Source organism: Wolbachia endosymbiont (group A) of Urophora cardui (assembly GCF_964028435.1).
Classification (GTDB): domain Bacteria; phylum Pseudomonadota; class Alphaproteobacteria; order Rickettsiales; family Anaplasmataceae; genus Wolbachia.
Genome location: NZ_OZ034774.1, coordinates 340,572 through 357,759 on the forward strand (window position 1 = coordinate 340,572; position 17,188 = coordinate 357,759).

14 protein-coding genes and 3 pseudogenes are annotated in these 17,188 nt (G+C 34.1%); 12 read left to right on the top strand and 5 right to left on the bottom strand.

The window, feature by feature from the left end; all coding sequences use genetic code 11:
- Window positions 1-187 precede the first annotated feature (187 nt).
- The 3 genes from ABWU38_RS01670 to ABWU38_RS01680 are packed head-to-tail and all read left to right on the top strand — an operon-like array spanning window position 188 to window position 1,969.
- Window positions 188-547 (top strand): ferredoxin family 2Fe-2S iron-sulfur cluster binding protein, encoded by a 360-nt coding sequence (locus ABWU38_RS01670; RefSeq protein WP_064125547.1) that lies wholly within the window; start codon window positions 188-190, stop codon window positions 545-547.
- Window positions 548-549: 2 nt separating this feature from the next.
- Window positions 550-1,590, top strand: a complete 1,041-nt coding sequence (locus ABWU38_RS01675) for a hypothetical protein (protein WP_353272364.1) — start codon at window positions 550-552, stop codon at window positions 1,588-1,590.
- Complete coding sequence (locus ABWU38_RS01680; RefSeq protein ID WP_264735675.1) at window positions 1,574-1,969, top strand: cytochrome c-type biogenesis protein CcmH; 396 nt, start codon at window positions 1,574-1,576, stop codon at window positions 1,967-1,969. Before ABWU38_RS01675 ends, ABWU38_RS01680 begins: the two co-directional genes overlap by 17 nt.
- A gap of 9 nt (window positions 1,970-1,978) precedes the next feature.
- On the opposite strand, the gene ABWU38_RS01685 is transcribed toward ABWU38_RS01680, so the two are convergent.
- Both ABWU38_RS01685 and gltX read right to left on the bottom strand, forming a co-directional pair.
- Window positions 1,979-2,860: an Rpn family recombination-promoting nuclease/putative transposase gene (locus tag ABWU38_RS01685; RefSeq protein WP_353272365.1), complete on the bottom strand. Its 882-nt coding sequence runs from the start codon at window positions 2,858-2,860 to the stop codon at window positions 1,979-1,981.
- 163 nt (window positions 2,861-3,023) lie between these two features.
- Window positions 3,024-4,346 carry a glutamate--tRNA ligase gene (gltX, locus tag ABWU38_RS01690; RefSeq protein ID WP_264687925.1) on the bottom strand — a complete coding sequence of 441 codons (1,323 nt, stop codon included), beginning with the start codon at window positions 4,344-4,346 and terminating at the stop codon, window positions 3,024-3,026.
- A gap of 78 nt (window positions 4,347-4,424) precedes the next feature.
- Between gltX and ABWU38_RS01695 the strand changes: the two genes are divergently transcribed.
- The 3 genes from ABWU38_RS01695 (at window position 4,425) to ABWU38_RS01705 (ending at window position 7,850) form a co-directional block, all read left to right on the top strand.
- Window positions 4,425-4,571 carry a hypothetical protein gene (locus ABWU38_RS01695; protein WP_264687924.1) on the top strand — a complete coding sequence of 49 codons (147 nt, stop codon included), beginning with the start codon at window positions 4,425-4,427 and terminating at the stop codon, window positions 4,569-4,571.
- Window positions 4,572-4,575: 4 nt separating this feature from the next.
- Entirely contained in the window at window positions 4,576-6,573 is a 1,998-nt protein-coding gene (ligA, locus tag ABWU38_RS01700) for an NAD-dependent DNA ligase LigA (protein WP_353272366.1), read from the top strand.
- Between the two features lie 344 nt (window positions 6,574-6,917).
- A complete protein-coding gene (locus tag ABWU38_RS01705) occupies window positions 6,918-7,850 on the top strand; it encodes an Rpn family recombination-promoting nuclease/putative transposase (protein ID WP_353272367.1) in 933 nt (310 codons plus the stop codon).
- Between the two features lie 23 nt (window positions 7,851-7,873).
- Here ABWU38_RS01705 and ABWU38_RS01710 read toward each other — a convergent pair.
- Window positions 7,874-8,419: pseudogene (locus tag ABWU38_RS01710) on the bottom strand (IS256-like element ISWpi15 family transposase); the annotation flags it as partial.
- A 223-nt stretch (window positions 8,420-8,642) separates the two neighbouring features.
- Here ABWU38_RS01710 and ABWU38_RS01715 point away from each other — a divergent pair.
- From ABWU38_RS01715 to ABWU38_RS01740, 6 genes and pseudogenes are all read left to right on the top strand, one after another.
- Window positions 8,643-9,268, top strand: a pseudogene (locus ABWU38_RS01715) (IS110 family transposase); the annotation flags it as partial.
- Between the two features lie 242 nt (window positions 9,269-9,510).
- Window positions 9,511-10,455, top strand: a pseudogene (locus tag ABWU38_RS01720) (IS481 family transposase); the annotation flags it as partial.
- 21 nt (window positions 10,456-10,476) lie between these two features.
- Window positions 10,477-11,187 (top strand): ankyrin repeat domain-containing protein, encoded by a 711-nt coding sequence (locus tag ABWU38_RS01725; RefSeq protein ID WP_353272815.1) that lies wholly within the window; start codon window positions 10,477-10,479, stop codon window positions 11,185-11,187.
- Between the two features lie 33 nt (window positions 11,188-11,220).
- Window positions 11,221-11,685, top strand: coding sequence for an ankyrin repeat domain-containing protein (locus ABWU38_RS01730; protein ID WP_353272368.1), 465 nt, complete (start codon window positions 11,221-11,223; stop codon window positions 11,683-11,685).
- Window positions 11,686-11,689: 4 nt separating this feature from the next.
- The gene (locus ABWU38_RS01735; RefSeq protein ID WP_353272369.1) at window positions 11,690-12,121 is read left to right on the top strand and encodes a DUF2924 domain-containing protein; all 432 of its coding nucleotides are present in this window, start codon (window positions 11,690-11,692) and stop codon (window positions 12,119-12,121) included.
- Between the two features lie 2 nt (window positions 12,122-12,123).
- Window positions 12,124-13,596, top strand: coding sequence for a recombinase family protein (locus tag ABWU38_RS01740; protein ID WP_353272370.1), 1,473 nt, complete (start codon window positions 12,124-12,126; stop codon window positions 13,594-13,596).
- Window positions 13,597-13,877: 281 nt separating this feature from the next.
- Here ABWU38_RS01740 and ABWU38_RS01745 read toward each other — a convergent pair whose 3' ends face one another.
- A complete protein-coding gene (locus tag ABWU38_RS01745; RefSeq protein ID WP_353272371.1) occupies window positions 13,878-15,800 on the bottom strand; it encodes an ankyrin repeat domain-containing protein in 1,923 nt (640 codons plus the stop codon).
- A 78-nt stretch (window positions 15,801-15,878) separates the two neighbouring features.
- Complete coding sequence (locus ABWU38_RS01750) at window positions 15,879-17,060, bottom strand: hypothetical protein (protein WP_353272372.1); 1,182 nt, start codon at window positions 17,058-17,060, stop codon at window positions 15,879-15,881.
- Window positions 17,061-17,188: the final 128 nt, after the last annotated feature.

Consider the following 17,188-nt stretch of genomic DNA (forward strand, 5'->3'; position numbering starts at 1 on the left):
GTAGAAGCTATACTTTTATACTCACCAACTCAGTATCCAATCTGGATCCAAGTAGTCAGCTACTTGAATGACAAGAAAGGGGTACTTGGATGACAAAAAATAGGCACTGGAATTGCAAAGAGTTTGCAAATATTAGTTATTACCTGTAGAATACAGAGAAATTAGTAAGGATTTTAATAGGAATAATATGCCATCTGTTACTTTTGTTTTACCTGATGGGAGTAAGAAAAGCTATGAAGCTGCAGAGGGAGAAACTCTGCTTAATTTAGCCCACAGAAGTGATCCAGATCTGCTTGAAGGTGCATGTGAAGGCTCTCTTGCTTGTTCTACATGCCACGTGATTGTTGATCCAGAATTTTATGATGCTGTAGAAACGCATAATCCCATATCTGATGAGGAAAACGATATGTTAGATCTAGCCTTCGGCTTAACAGAGACATCAAGACTTGGGTGCCAAATAAAAATCACAAAAGATATCGACGGTTTGTGTGTAACCATACCAAGGGGTACAAGAAATATATCATTGGATAAACAGGGGAATAATTAGCTATGCGTAAGATTTTTATCTATATTATCATCTCTTTACTTTTGTTTATTCCTGTAGCGTATGGTGGTTTTTGGTATTTTTCTGCATGTAAGGTAAAAAATCTTTTAGCTGAAGCAATACTATACATTAACGACGAAAAGTTTGATATTTCACATGATTTCAGTGGACTTCCTTCTAACCTAATTTTCCGTGTGACAAACCCAAAATTTTCCAATAAGCAATTAACCATCTCATCTGATGCTTTATTGATAAAAAATAGATTGTTTGATAAATCAGTATATATCTACATACCAAGCAATGAAGTCAACATTGTTGTTCATGGTGATGAGAAAAAGAATATAAAATGCCACACAAACGATAGCAGCCACTTTGTTGTTAGACTAAATGATTTACCATCTTCATTGCGATTCAACAGAAATAGTACCGTGATAGACTATATAGATACACTTCGTTACGCAGATTATGGATTAAAATGTGATGTTTCAGAAAATCAGCAAAGTGTTATAACTGAAGTGAATGATAAAAGCAATTACATTCAATTTCACCTCGATAAAGAACCAAGTGGAAATACTAAACTAAGATTTGATTTTTATACTTATCGGTATAAAAATACTGCAAGTCCTGAAAGTTACCTTAGTATCGACACTAAATTTGATTACGAATTTGTAAACCACATCTCAGCTTCCAGAGTTAATTTCAACATAGAGAAATTTTTAATTCAAAGTAATAATTTTTCTCTTGCTGCAGATGGTGGAATGCAAAATTATAATTTGGTTACGTCTTCATTTAAAGACAAAATCAACGTGGCTATATCAAATTATAAAGAATTAATCTCGTTTATGATTGGTGACTCAAAAACTTCAGATGCGTTTGAAAAATTAATGTCTTCCTTATCAGAAAAAACAACTGATGACAGCGTTCAATTTTCAATAAAGTACGATGATGATGTAGGGTCAAGCTTTATTGGAAAGTTATCCACCACTGATTTTATGAACCAACTCAGTAAAATAACCCAATTAACCAAGGATGAGAGCAGTAGTTAGTTTACTTTTCATATTGATATTTCACTCAGGCGTAAACGCTTTTACTCTGGATAATAAACTCAGAGATAAAAGCATGGAAAAACGAGCAACCAGTTTATTTGAAATAATAAGGTGTCCAATATGTTCTGGCGAATCATTGTCTGAATCTGGATCTCAGATTGCGTATGATATGCGAGAAGCAATTCGTAAAAAAATCAATGATGGATACACAGATGAAGAGATAATCTCAGAGTTAAAAAATTCTTACGGCAATTCAATTATAACTACCCCACCTAGCACTTACATTTTGTGGTTTATTCCACTCACAACTCTGCTTATTGGGTGTTTTTTAATACGAAAGTATATCAGTATGTCCAGTATATTTAAACCTTTTATGTAATGTAACCGTTCACAGATTTCCACTTAATTCTTCAATCTCACTAATAGAAAGGCCAGTAAACTTGACAATAGTGTTGACATCAACATTATTAGCCAGCATTGCTTTTGCGACTTCAATTTTTCCTTTCTCTATACCTTTTTCTATACCTTTCTCTTCAGCAAGATCAAGTCTGTATTCAAGAATGGCTTCTTCTTTGCGTAGATCCATTATTCTTTCTTCGTAAGCTACTAAATCTTTTTCGTTCCAACGAAACTTATCTAACTCATCATATGCTAGCTTTATTATTGGTGCCTTTTCTGCAATTTTCTTTAGATCTTCATCTGTCGTTTCTTCAGCATATTTAAAGAAAAATAGCCAACGATCTACTATGCTTTCTAGCTGTTCTACTTTGCTTTTTGTAAATTTAGGTAACTCAATAAAGACAAATTGAAAATCTTTTAAGTAATGGCCGTTGGTTTTTATATCACGTATATTATGAGTAGAGATATAACCAACTTCTTCAGGAAGTAAGTTACAATTGGAAATAGCAATAAAGAAGACTTTCTTTAAATCAATGTAGTTGCCAGATTTATCTAATTGTCTTGAGTAAGCCTTAGCAGCATATAGTTGAGCGCGTTTCTCAAAACCTTTATCACGAGCCAGTTGCATCTCAATCACAAACCTATTACCAATAGAATCCTTGCAGAGAATATCAACAATACTTTGTTTATCAGAGGCAATTTCGGGATCCATGATAGTACTTAAGAATTCTACTTCTTGTATTGCACTTGCCTCAGCAAATCCTAAAATATCGTTCAAAAAGTGAATAAGGATATTCTTATTTTTTTCCGTTCCAAAGATTTTTTTGAAACACAAATCATTGCGAGGATCGAGAAATTTTGAAAGAGCCATAATGCTTGGAAAATATTAATAATTATACACTATTATTAACAATTATTCAACTATATTTTTGAAGATAGCTAGTTTCTGTATTTACTTTAAATTGAAGAAAGCTCAAATGAAAGATCGTGTTTTTCACAGAATGCAGTCTGGTTACTATATAATTTTTTGATTTTCACTTTTTTTTTAACCTTGCAATGATATTTTCTTTGCCGATAAAAATTAATAATTTAGCGAGCTCTGGTCCTGTTTCTGTTCCTGTTAAAGCTGAACGCAACTGCATAAATAAGTCTTTTGCCTTTATATCCACTGTCTGTCGAATAGCTTTTACCCACTCTGATAATGTGTTTTCGTTACAGTCGCCTTGAGGCAATGCATTGAACGCAATTTTTATAAGCTCCTTATCAAGAATCACAGGCTCTATATCAGATTTGCATATTTTCCACCACTTGGCCACCTCAGAAAACCTTTCTATATTGTTCCTTATAAAATACCAAAACTCTGAGGAGCCCACTCCAATTTGATTTAAACGTTCTTGTACAATTTCAAATGACATTTGTTGCAGCACTTTGCTATTTAGCTTGTATACTTCACTCAAGCTGAATTGTACAGATGCTGAGCTAAATTTTTTAATGTCAAATGAGTCAATCAAAGATTGCATACAGGCGCAAGCTTCAATTGGATTGGATGTTCCGAGCTTCACTAAATAACTAACTAGCGCCATTGGTTCAGTCTCATCTTCTCTTATGGACTTGATATCCAGCCCGCCTTTCCGTTTCGATATCTTGCTATCATCAAAATGTAGTAGAGAAAGGTGAGCAAATATAGGAATTTTCGCTTTTAATGCTTTAATCATTTGGATCTGAACTGCGGTATTAGTTACATGATCTTCCCCACGTACAACATGGGTTACATTAAAGTCAACGTCATCAATAACAGAAGGTAGCATGTATGTATAAATTCCATCTTCTCTTTTTACCACAGGATCGCTGATGTGACTTGTTGCAATATTTATTTCACCTTTAACTTCATCATTCCATTTAACAACTTCATTTCTATCCAATTTAAACCTGAAATGTGGTCTTCTTCCTTCTTGCTCATAATGAATTTTCTCTTGCTCAGTTAGAAGTAACGCGCTTCTGTCATATACCGGGGGAAGTCCTTGTTTTAACTGCAATTTTCGTTTAATGTCTAACTCTTCTCTTGTTTCATAGCATGCATAAACATGCCCTTCTTTTATTAACTGCAAAAACACCTCATTGTAACGCTCAAAGCGCTCTGATTGCTTAAAACTTGCATCCCAATCTATGCCAATCCATTTTAGGTCTTCTATGATATTATTTATATATTTGACATCTGAACGCTGAAGGTCAGTATCATCAAAACGGAGTAGAAATTTTCCATTTTGATTACGTGTGTACATCCAACAAACCAAAGCAGTCCGTACGTTTCCTACGTGGAGATAGCCAGTTGGGCTTGGAGCGAATCTTGTTAGCATTTAAATAGCAATATTGTAAAATAATAACTTATTTACTCTAATTTATTTTAATTTTATATAAATATACGGCTAAAGCAAGTGAGATCTGCTAATACAATTGAGCAAGAGAAGAATAAGTATGGCTATAGCATTGTGGCACCTTTGATATTTGATGGATTAAGACCATATGATAAATTCAAGAAAATTCACAACTTGACGACAAAGGCTAATGTAGCATCATATTGATATCATGACTAACTTAGAAAAGATGAGAGAAAAACTGCAAGATCAAATAAATTATCATAATGTTTTGTATCACCAAAAAAATAAGCCAGAAATAAGTGATGCTGAATATGATGAACTGAAGAAAAAGTTAGCTGAAATAGAGGCACAATTTCCAGAAATTTATGCAACACAAGATAGTGTTGGTGCTCCACCTGATGAGAGGTTTTCTAAGGTGGAACATCAAGAACCTATGCTTTCTCTTGAGAATGCTTATGATGAACAAGATGTAGAGAAATTTTTGTCTAAAATAAAGAGGTTTTTAATTGAGGACAAAATAGAGATATTATGTGAGCCAAAAATTGATGGGTTGTCGTTTTCTGCAATTTATGAGGATGGGAGATTTGTTAAAGCTGCAACTCGAGGTGACGGTTTTTTAGGGGAAGATGTCACTCACAATGTTGCAACAATAAAAGGCTTTCCTAAGTTTTTGCAAGGCGTGCAAGGAAGACTAGAAGTAAGAGGTGAAATATACATCAGTAACAGCGACTTTTTAAAGTTAAATGAAAACGATGAATTTGCCAATCCTCGAAATGCAGCTGCTGGTTCTCTAAAGCAATTGGATGCAAGCATTACAGCAAGTAGACCACTTAGATATTTTGCTTATTCTTTGATTGGTGGAGCAGAGAAAAGTCAAAGTGAAATACTAAATAAGCTTGAGGCACTTGGTTTTTGCGTAAATGAGCATCAGTCCTTAACGAGTAGTTTGGATGGAATGCTGAAGTTCTATAACGAGGTCTATAATTGTCGCTATAACTTGGATTATGATATTGATGGAATAGTCTATAAAGTAAATGATTTGGTACTACAAAATCGTCTAGGGAATACTCACAAAGCACCGCGCTCAGCACTTGCATACAAGTTTTCTGCGGTTTATGCAAAAACAAAGTTAAATAAGATATTTATACAGGTGGGCAGAACAGGGGTTTTAACTCCAGTTGCAGATTTAGTGCCAGTCAATATTGGTGGGGTGCTAGTTAGTAGAGCAAGTCTGCATAACCAAGATGAGATAAAACGTAAAGACATAAGAGAGGGAGATATTGTAACAATCAAAAGGGCAGGAGATGTAATTCCCCAGATCGTTGAAGTAAGCAGAGATTCTCGTCTTCCAAATACACCTGAATTTGTGTTTCCTGGAGTATGCCCTGAATGTGGTAGTAAAGTACGTCAGGTTGAGGGAGAGGCGGCAGTAAGATGTCCTGAGGAATTTGCCTGTAAAGCTCAAATAATAGAAAAACTAAAGCATTTTGTATCGAAAGATGCATTTGACATTGTTGGCCTTGGTGATAAGCAGATAGAGTTTTTTTACGACCTTGATCTGATAAAACAAATCCATGATATTTTTACTTTAGAAGAAAAATTGGATGAATTTAATCTGGAAGGACAGTCTGGATGGGGCGAGAAATCTATAGCTAATTTGTTAAATTCTATACAAAGCAGAAGGGTAATAACTCTAGATAGGTTTATATTTTCTTTAGGTATTAGATTTATTGGCCAAGTTGCAGCAGAATTGCTTGCAGATTATTATGTTTCTTATGATAATTGGTATAATTCGATGATTGAACTGTCATCAGATAATACTGAGCTAGTCGGTATAGACGGCATAGGAAAAAAAGGGGCTGAATCTTTGGAATCATTTTTTTCTAAGGAACATAACATCAAAATGTTAAATGATCTTACTGCTTGTCTTCAAATTCTTCCTGTGAACTCCAACTCTAGTGACTCTGTTTTAAATAATAAAATTATAGTGTTTACTGGTAAGCTACTTGCTATGAGTAGAGGAGAGGCAAAAGTAAGAGCCAAAACTCTAGGAGCAAAGGTCAGCTCACATCTTTCTGCTAAAACTGACTACCTAATTGCAGGAGAAAAACCAGGATCCAAATATAAAAAGGCAGTGGAATTAGGTGTAGAAATTTTAGATGAAGACCAGTGGCATAAAGTGATAAGTTTGGGAGTGTTCAAATAACATTTGGATTGTATATTAAATCAAAGTTGCAAGACTATAATGAGCAAGCTGTTAATTGGATTGATTGGATTACCACAAAAAAACTCCTTTCTTTCTCTCCATTTTTTCTGGGTAAGGTCATGGTGCTGGTACAGGTCCTATAGCTGACCCAAGCAACACGTCATACCGCGATTTATTCGCAGTATCTCAGCATAGATTCCGCTAACAAGTAGCGGAATGACGAATTTTTGTTTTTCAAATTATCGGTAAACCTAAGTCACTTTAGCTATAGCTATCTTCAAAAATATGGTTGAATAATTGTTAATAATAGTGTATAATTATTAATATTTTCAAGCATTTTTGCCATGGCTCTTTCAAAATTTCTCGATCCTCGCAATGATTTGTGTTTCAAAAAAATCTTTGGAACGGAAAAAAATAAGAATATCCTGATCCACTTTTTGAACGATATTTTAGGGTTTACTGAGATAAATGCAATACAAGAAGTTGAGTTTCTTAGCACTATTATGGATCCCGAAGTTGCCTCTGATAAACAAAGTATTGTTGATGTTCTCTGCAAGGATTCTCATGGAAATAGATATATAGCAGAAATGCAGCTCGCTAGAGACAAGGGCTTCGAAAAACGCGCTCAATTATATGCCGCTAAAGCCTACTCAAGACAATTAGATAAATCTGGCAACTACATTGATTTAAAGAAAGTCTTCTTTATTGCTATTTCCAATTGTAACTTACTTCCTGAAGAAGTTGGTTATATCTCTACTCATAATATACGTGATATAAAAACCAACGGCCATTACTTAAAAGATTTTCAATTTGTCTTTATTGAGTTACCTAAATTTACAAAAAGCAAAGTAGAACAGCTAGAAAGCATAGTAGATCGTTGGCTATTTTTCTTTAAATATGCTGAAGAAACGACAGATGAAGATCTAAAGAAAATTGCAGAAAAAGCGCCAATAATAAAGCTAGCATATGATGAATTAGACAAGTTTCGTTGGAACGAAAAAGATTTAGTAGCTTACGAAGAAAGAATAATGGATCTACGGAAAGAAGAAGCCATTCTTGAATACAGACTTGATCTTGCTGAAGAGAAAGGTATACAAAAAGGTATAGAGAAAGGAAAAATTGAAGGGAAAATTGAAGGGAAAATTGAAGGGAAAATTGAAGGGAAAATTGAAGGGAAAATTGAAGTCGCAAAAGCAATGCTGGCTAATAATGTTGATGTCAACACTATTGTCAAGTTTACTGGCCTTTCTATTAGTGAGATTGAAGGGGAGTGTTAAATAAACTGTGTCAAACCGCATTTTTAGTTCAACTCAATTTTCAATCTGCTAGGAAAGAAAACATCAAGTTGAGAGATAGTTAATGCCCAATCATGTACAGGCATCGTCCACTTTTCCTCTGCCTTCTTTATAGCACAATATACCTGCTTATACAAGGCATTTATGCTGGTAAATGAGCCTTTGGTCTTAGTGAATTTCCTAATTTGCCTATGTAGCCCCTCTATGGGATTGGTGGTGTAGATTATCCTCCTAACTGGACCAGAATACTTAAAATAACCAGACAAGTTTTCCCAATTATTCTGCCAAGATTTTATAACCATAGGGTACTTTGTGCCCCATTTTTCATCTAATTCCAACAGATAATTCTCGGCAATTTCCTTGCTTGAAGCTTGATATACCTTCTTTAAATCGCTCAAAAAACTCTTCGCATCTTTACTGGCCACATACTTCAGTGAGTTGCGTATCTGATGCACTATACACATCTGCACTTCCGCATTAGGAAAGACACTGTTTATAGCTGCAGGAAAGCTTTTCAGCCCATCAACGCAGGCAATAAGGATATCTTCTACTTGTATCTTGTCAAAAGCATCTAATGTTTTAAGCTTAAGCATTAGGTGGAGAAGGGAGGAACTCTGTGCTTCTTCTTAGATATAAAATCTGTAGAGGAGATAAGAATTCCCTTCTCAAAAGTATAGGCTGGACGGTATCGTAGAAAGACCTGAATGGTTCTAATTCTGTATTCACAAGACTAGCCTTACTTTTCATTTTTAATGGTAACGTATGGGGTTATATATGATCAACAACTTTTTGGGCATAGATATATCAAAAGATCGCTTTGATGTTTTTCTCTCATTTATAAGCAAAAAAGGAAAGCGTGAAACTAGAAAAAGAAGCTTTAAGAACGATGGTTTCAAAGTCTACTGAATTTTCTACACAAACATAATGTAGAAAAAGTAAAAACCTGCATGGAATCTACTGGTTGTTATAGCGAAGCACTGGCTGAATTTCTACACAATGCTGGACATTTTGTAAGTGTTGTAAATCCTTATTGCATAAAATCTTATGCAAGGAGTAAGCTGATACGACAAAAGAATGATCAGACCGATGCAGAAGTTATTGCTGATTATTGCCAAAGACAGGAACCTTCTAGTTGGACACCACCTTCTCCTGAAATGAAAAAATTAAAACATCTTTATCGTTGCTCAGTTGCGTTAAAAGATGAGTTAACATTAGTAAATAACCACTTAGAAAAAAAAGAGAGACTGCCTAAAGAAGTTGCAAATGCTTGGGAAGACCTTGCAATGAATATAGCTCAAAAAATAGAAACAATAAAAAACTCCGTACGTGAACTATTAAATCAACACAAAGAATTGTTGGAAAATTTTCAACTTCTATTGACTATTCCAGGCATAGGAGATACCGTCTTGTTAGTCAACAAAAAAATTATAAAAATTTCCCAAGTTGCATCATAAAATCAAAAAATACTTCCAATTGTGTAACAGTACACAGATTATAGTTAGTGGATATGTTGATAAGTAAATTAGTTTTATACGCACAAAACAGATGAAGTTTACTTATCAACATATCCACTAAACTGTACAGTCCCAGAGTGTGATGGTATGATAAAATATGAGAAAAAAATACCATCAAAGGAGGAGTTATGGGACAAATATTACATGGGTGCGCCAAAACAACACAGACGATTCGTAGAGCAATACAAAATAGAAAAGAGAGCATAGCAAAACTCTCCAAGCATTATAACCTTAATCCAAAAACTATTATTAAGTGGAGAAAACGTTCATTTACGAAAGATGCTGATATGGGTCCAAAGCGTCCAAGATCGACTGTTTTAACGCTAGAAGAGGAAGCTATAATAGTTACATTTCGCAAGTATACACTACTGCCACTAGATGATTGCCTTTACGCTCTGCAGTCTACAATTCCGCATTTGACTCGCTCTAGCTTGCATCGTTGTTTACAAAGACACAACATTAGCAGATTACCAACTGTTGATGGAGAAGTTAAGTCAAAAAAGAAATTCAAACAATATCCTATCGGTTACTTTCATATTGATATTGCTGAAGTTAGAACTGAGGAGGGCAAATTACATTTGTTTGTTGCTATTGATAGGACATCCAAATTTACCTATGTTGAGTTGCGTAACAGTGCTACAAAACCCATAGCTGCTGAGTTCTTACGTAATTTGATTAGAATTTTACCGTATAAAATCCATACTATTTTGACAGATAACGGTATACAATTTACAAACCAGAAGCGTCATAAGTATGCTTTCCAACACATATTTAATAGAGTTTGCGAAGAGAATGTTATTGAACATCGTTTGACAAAAGTTAGCCATCCTTGGACAAATGGGCAAGTTGAGCGTATGAATAAAACTTTAAAGGATGCTACAGTTAAGAAGTATTACTATCAATCGCACCAGCAACTTAAAGAACACCTTTATAACTTTGTTATGGCTTATAATTATGCAAAGAGACTCAAAACTCTTAAGGGTCTTACTCCTTATGAATTTATATGTTATCAGTGGACACAGTCTCCAGAATTATTTATACTAAATCCACACCATCACACTCTGGGACCATACACTAATTTTGTGAGGTATGAAATGAGTTTTAGCAAGAGTAAGTTTTTTAAAGAAGTATCAAGTAACGGATTTAAAGACATTAATAAAAGAAATGAAGAAGGAGAGACGATCTTGCATCAAGCAGTAGAAATCTCTGATTACAAAACAGTGAGATTATTAATAAAAAAAGGAGCAGAGGTAAATGCAAGAGATAAAAATGGTTATACACCTCTACAATGTGCAGTATTCGCAAAGAGTTTAGAAAATGTAAAAGTGCTGCTAAGGTCGGGAGCAGAAGTAAATGCCACTCAATATGTCACTGGATGTACGCCACTCCACTCTGCGTGCAAGATGGGAGGAGCAGGAGTTGAAATAATAAAAGAGCTGGTAAAGGCTGGAGCTGAAGTTAATCAACTGAATAAGTACGGCGCAACGCCAATGTATTACATCTGGGAAAGTGAAAAGTATCGTCTATGTGATAGCAAAGAGAGTGAAAAGGCGAGTAAATTTTTGAGAGAAAAAGGAGGAATAACAAAAAGTAGAGAACTGACGTGCTATGGAATAGAGGGGCTAGTGGGAGAAATAGCAGACATGTTGAATGGAAGCTACATGCCGGAGCTAAAAATAATAGAGATAGGAGAAATAAGGAAGAGAGACAAATCGCTAATAAAGAAAGAATGTCAAAATTTAGCAAGCAAGATAATGAGCAAAGTGAACGAAATGATAGATGAGGGGGTGAGAAGGAAGGCTTAGGGATTTAAATTTAAAGAAAAGGTGGGGTAAGTTATGGTAAAGCTGGGTAAAAAAGAGGAGTCACTATTAGAGAACTCGTTTAAAAATATTTATGAAAGAGACGAAAAAGGAAGAACAGCTCTACATTATGCAGTAGAGGTAAAAACAGTGAGGTTATTAGTTGAAAAAGGAGTGAATGTGAATGCAGCAGATGTGAAAGGATACACAGCGCTGCACCTAGCGGTAACGGAGAAACGTCTAGAAACAGTTAGAGAATTGATAAAGTCAGGAGCAAATGTAAATGCTGAGGAATATGGAGGTAAATGCACTCCATTGCACCTTGCATGTATGGTGGGGAAAGTGGAAATAGTAAAAGAGTTAGTGGAAGCAGGAGCAGAAATAGAGCAAGCGGATAAATTTGGAATGATAGCGATGGATTATGCAAAAAATAGTGAGGAAATAGCCGAGATATTAAAGAAAGAAACAGATAGAATTGAAAAGCTATTTATGAAGGGCTAAAGATATGGAGAAAGAAATAGAAAAGAAAGTAATGAATTTAGAGAGAAAACCTTTGGGTGAGCTGAGAAAAACGTGGAAGAAGGTATTTGGGGAAGAGGCGCCTAGATACTCAAAGAAATATCTGATACCAAGATTAGCTTATAGAATGCAGGAAAAAGCGTATGGAGAAATGTCAAGAAAGGGGACAAAAAGACTAGAGTATCTGGCAGATCGGCTCGAGAAAGGAAAAAGAATAAGTAGCGATAAATTACCAGTAGAAGGGACAGAGTTGATATTGGAGAGAGGTGAAGAGACGCATGCGGTAATGGTAACAGATAAGGGTTTAATCTACAGAGAAGAGTTTTACACGTCATTGTCAGCAGTGGCAGGAAAAATAATGGGAATGAGCTACAACGGACCTTTATTATTTGGGATGCGTGATAAAAATGGAAGTTGAAAATGTTAAAAGAAGTAAGATGTGCGATATATACGAGAAAATCAAATGAAGACGGTCTAGAACAAAAGTTTAATAGTCTTGATGCGCAGCGAGTAGCATGTGAAAAATATATAAAGAGCAAAGAAGGCTGGGTAGCATTGGCCAAAAGGTACGATGATGGAGGCTTCTCAGGAAAGAATTTAGAAAGACCAGCAATAAAGGAATTGTTTGAAGATGTAAAAAAAGGAGAAGTAGATTGTGTAGTGGTATATACTCTGGATAGGCTCTCAAGAGAAACAAAAGATAGCATAGAAGTTACATCATTTTTTAGAAGGCATCGAGTAAATTTTGTAGCAGTAACACAAATATTTGACAATAATACGCCAATGGGAAAGTTCGTACAAACGGTATTATCAGGAGCAGCACAACTAGAAAGAGAAATGATCGTAGAAAGAGTAAAAAACAAAATAGCAACATCAAAAGAACAGGGATTATGGATGGGAGGAACTTTGCCATTTGGGTATGATGTAAAAGATAAAGAATTAATAATAAATGAGAAAGAAGCGAAAATAGTAGGGCATATATTTGAAAGATATTTGGAACTGAAGTCAATGGCAGAGTTGGCAAGAGAGTTAAATAATCAAGGTTACAGAACAAAAGTAGATATCTTTAAAAAAGCGACGGTAAGGAGAATAATAACAAATCCAATATATGTGGGAAAAATCAGACATTATGAGAAAGAGTATGAGGGAAAGCATGAAGCAATAATAAAAGAGGAAAAATGGCAAAAAGCGCAGGAATTGATAAAGGATCAGCCATATAGAAAAGCAAAATATGAGGAAGCATTGCTTAGGGGAATAATTAAGTGCAAGAGCTGTGAAGTAAACATGACACTGACATATGCAAAAAAGGAGAATAAGAGATATCGATATTACGTATGCAACAATCACTTAAGGGGAAAGAATTGTGAATCAGTAAATCGAACAGTAGTTGCTGGAGAAGTGGAAAAAGAAGTAATGAGAAAGACAGAGCAGCTATATGAAAATGGGAAAGAATGGAAGAATTTAAGCTTCAGAGAACAGAAAGAAGCGATGAAAAAATTAATAAAGGGAGTAATGATAAGAGAAGATGGAATAGAGCTGAGTTTAGAGGATAAGGTGGAATTTATACCAATAAAAAAGAAAGGAAATAAATGCACAGTAGTAGAGCCAGAAGGGAAAACAAATAATGCGCTACTGAAAGCAGTGGTAAGAGCCTACCTGTGGAAACGTCAACTAGAGGAAGGAAAACATAGAAGTGTGAAAGAGCTGAGCATTAAAATTAACATAGGTACAAGACGAATACAACAAATTTTAAGGTTAAATTATTTAGCTCCGAAGATTAAGGAAGACATAGTAAATGGGAGACAGCCAAGGGGTTTGAAGTTAGCTGATTTGAAGGAAATATCGATGCTGTGGAGTGAGCAGATGGAGAAATTCTATGGTCTTAATTTATAAAAGCGACAGTATGCGCCAGAAAACTGACACTTTAAAAATTTTGGTAAATCAGTTAAAAACTTAACTATATAATGAAAATAGTAAAGATCTTTAATTCGTGTGTAAAAAAGCTAAAATAGAAATCACTGTGCAAGACAAAACCCTTCTAATAAACTTTCTTCCAAATCATATTTTGATAGTAAATCTGGCAAAGAAAATACTACAGGTGAAAAAGAAAAACCGCTAATGCTACAAAGTCTGGCTGGTAGCCTGCTATTGGTAGATGGAATTTACTGTTCTTACTATATACAACGACTTACTGTTTCTTTGAAACTTGAAACTCCTATTATTTTGTCAAGCTTTGTCAAAGGCGTTTTTTCATTAGATTGACTTATTGATTCAGAATGCATTAATTTTCTAGATCTTTCAAAATATCCTTGCTCAATAGCATAGTAGACCCAATACTTACCGAGCCCGCAATCATTGCCTAACTCTTTTTCGCGACCTTTGAATTTTTCTAATATTTCCTCTCTATTACTCACTTCTACTATAATTTTGCTTTTATCTTGTACGTCAGGATACAGTCTAACGTCTACATTTCCTAAACTGGTATAGAAAGTTAATACTATACTGCTACCTTCTGTAAGATCTGTGTAATACCTTATGCCGTTTTCGGTTATAATTTCCACCTCACTTTTGCCAATTTTTATTATATCCCTTCTATATGATTCCTGGATTAGTTCCAGATTTCTTGTTCTATCTGTGATTCTTGCGACATCTATTATACTATCCTCTGAGTATTCTAAGTAAGATACATTATTATCGATTTTTCCATCATATAGTTGACCGCTAGTAGCATCCCTTGCAATTCTAAAAATATCTTCAGTATTACTAACATACTCTAAATGAGCACTGATCATATTAGCTTTATGAGCTTTGAACTTTAATTCTATTGTATCAATGACTTTTAAACTTTCTGACCTTTTTAACTTTGCCCCTCTTGATATTAATGTACATACTATATTACTAGCAATTTCATAATTTTCTCCTAGTTGAGCAATTTTTTCTAGTATTTCATCTGTGCAATAACACTCTTCACCCTTGGCCAAATTTAGTCTTATTCCAGAAGATATGATTTCGTTTACAACTTCTTGTAATTCAATCATGCTTTTAGCTTTTACTACCTTACTTAAAAACTCATTGCGTTTAGCAAGGTAATTTATTTGATAAATCTCTGATAAGAAACTATCGCATTTTTCATAATTGTCTTGTTTGTTACCTATAAAATCAGCTGCTCCTGCTTTTAAGAGCAAGTCTTTTACATTAGGAAATTGACGAGATGGCCAATCAAGAAGTACTGAACTATCATCCTTAACATTTAAAACTATCTTTAAGTCGTTGTCATTTTCATATTGATTTAAAAACTTCCTTAGATTTTCAACCTCTGGATCATAAGCACTATCCCAATCTTCATCAGAAATTGTAGCGAGAAGCATTTTACCTAGTTGCTTTCTTAATTTTTTTTGACTATTAGTTAATAAACATTCTATAATATTGCCATTATCAATTGCAACTTGTAGTGGAGTTTTTCCATCGTTATTTTTTATGCTTAAATCAGCTCCTTTGCTTATGAGCAAATCCATAGTTTTTCTGCTATAATCACTACACTTAGCAGCATAATAGTGTAAAGGTGTGTTACCTTTTTCATCTTGTATATTTGGATCAGCTTTTGCATCTAAGAGATACCCAAGATCTTCATGTCCACCGGAATAAATAGCAGTATCATGCAAAAGTGTTTTACCTTTATTATCCTGCATATTTAGATCAGCACCAGCTTTTAGAAGAGAAGGAATAACCTCGTCGTGTTCGAGAAACACGTTCAATATTGTTGTCCCTAGATGTCCTCTTTTTAGATTAAGAACGTGCCTAAGGTCTTCATTTTTCTCATTACTTTTTAAAAAGTGCTTAAGATTTGAAAATGAGTAATAATCCTTCAGATTGAAATCTTTTATAATACTATTTAGTAGTGCTTGATTTAGCTTTTTTTGACTCTCTTCCAGTTTTAAGTTAGGTGAATGAATAAACCACTCGTCTACTAGATCCTCCAGATACTTTTTATCATCAATCAAACTTCTATCAGCCCAAAGTAAACCTTCCTTAATGAATTCATAATAACTATCTACTTCGGCAGTCACTATGCTAGGTTCTCTTGACTTTTCAACCATGATAACACCTCCTAACTTGAACAGACAACACGTTATATATGATTTATATCATATAAGTCAAGCCAATTAAACATAATTTTAATGTCCTTGAATAAAACTCCTGCAAGCGGGAGAGACAAGAGGATTACTTAACTCACCTTTTCTCTGCACTAGAATACTCAATTTTTCTGCTCTATCTTTTGTTTTTGAATAAAGTTCTTTGAAGTTTTCTAAGCAATCTTCAATTGTTTTTAAAGCCAAAAACCCTTTCTGTTTTCTTTCACTGGAATAAAGCAATTCCAAATCTTCTTTCTCTCGTTCTATATTGGATAATGTTTCATTTATGAAGGTGACCAGCTCTTCATTTTTACTGAAATAAGTGGTCATTTTATCAGAAAGAGTATTGTTTGTTTGAGTAAGCAAGTTAACTTTTTCCATTAATTCTTCTATTTGATTATTCATTTCTTCTATAACTTTTTGTTTTTTAAACGATTCTTCAATTTGATTTAGCATTTTCTTTTGTAATTGTTTAACATAAGGTGAGCTAAGAGAATGTTCTTCCTTACATTTTATTTTATTTAAATTATAATCTAGTTTTGCAGGGCAAGCATCTTTCTCTGCAATTTTCTGTTTCATAATTCGGCATTTTTCCATAAGAAAATCTAATTGATTTTTAAAATTGTTTTTTTTCGCTTTCAATATCTTAATCTTAGGATTATTGTGTTCACTAACCTTCATTTTATCATTAAGATAACCTAACTGATTCTTTAATTCCCTGATTTCACTGTCTTTATCATTTAACTCTTTGTTTTTTAATGTGCTCAATTTTTGTATTTTTTCTTCTTGGCTTTTTAACTCTACTTCTAATTTTTCCTTTTCTGTTGTTAATTCAGAAATGTTCTTACATTTATCATCCAATTGTTGTTTTGTATCAATTATCTCTTTATTTTTCTGCTGTAATTGATTGTTTAATTCTTCCACTTGATTGTTTGCAGTTTCTTTAGCTTTTTGCTCCAGAATGAGCTCTTTTTCTAGCTCTAGCCCTTTTTGAGCAAATTTATTTTTCCTAGCCTCGATTTCTTTGTTATTACTAATTATTTTATATGAAAGCACAACTACTAAAACAGATAGTATAGATAAAACAGTTACGACGGTAAAAGTTGAGCTTAAAAATTCAACTGAAGACAAAAAATCGAAATAAGAGGATTCAGACAGTGCTACAGATGCAAGCAATATAAAGGTGGCAAAAGCACTAGCTATGATATAAGATGTATGTTTCATTGGATAGATTTCTCATTGCGATAATTACATTATTAGAAGGAAGCAAGTTATAAAAAATTAACATAAACCCAAACTCACTGTACATTTTCTACTTTCAGCCTTCAAGCACTGCTAAAAGAATTTTACTA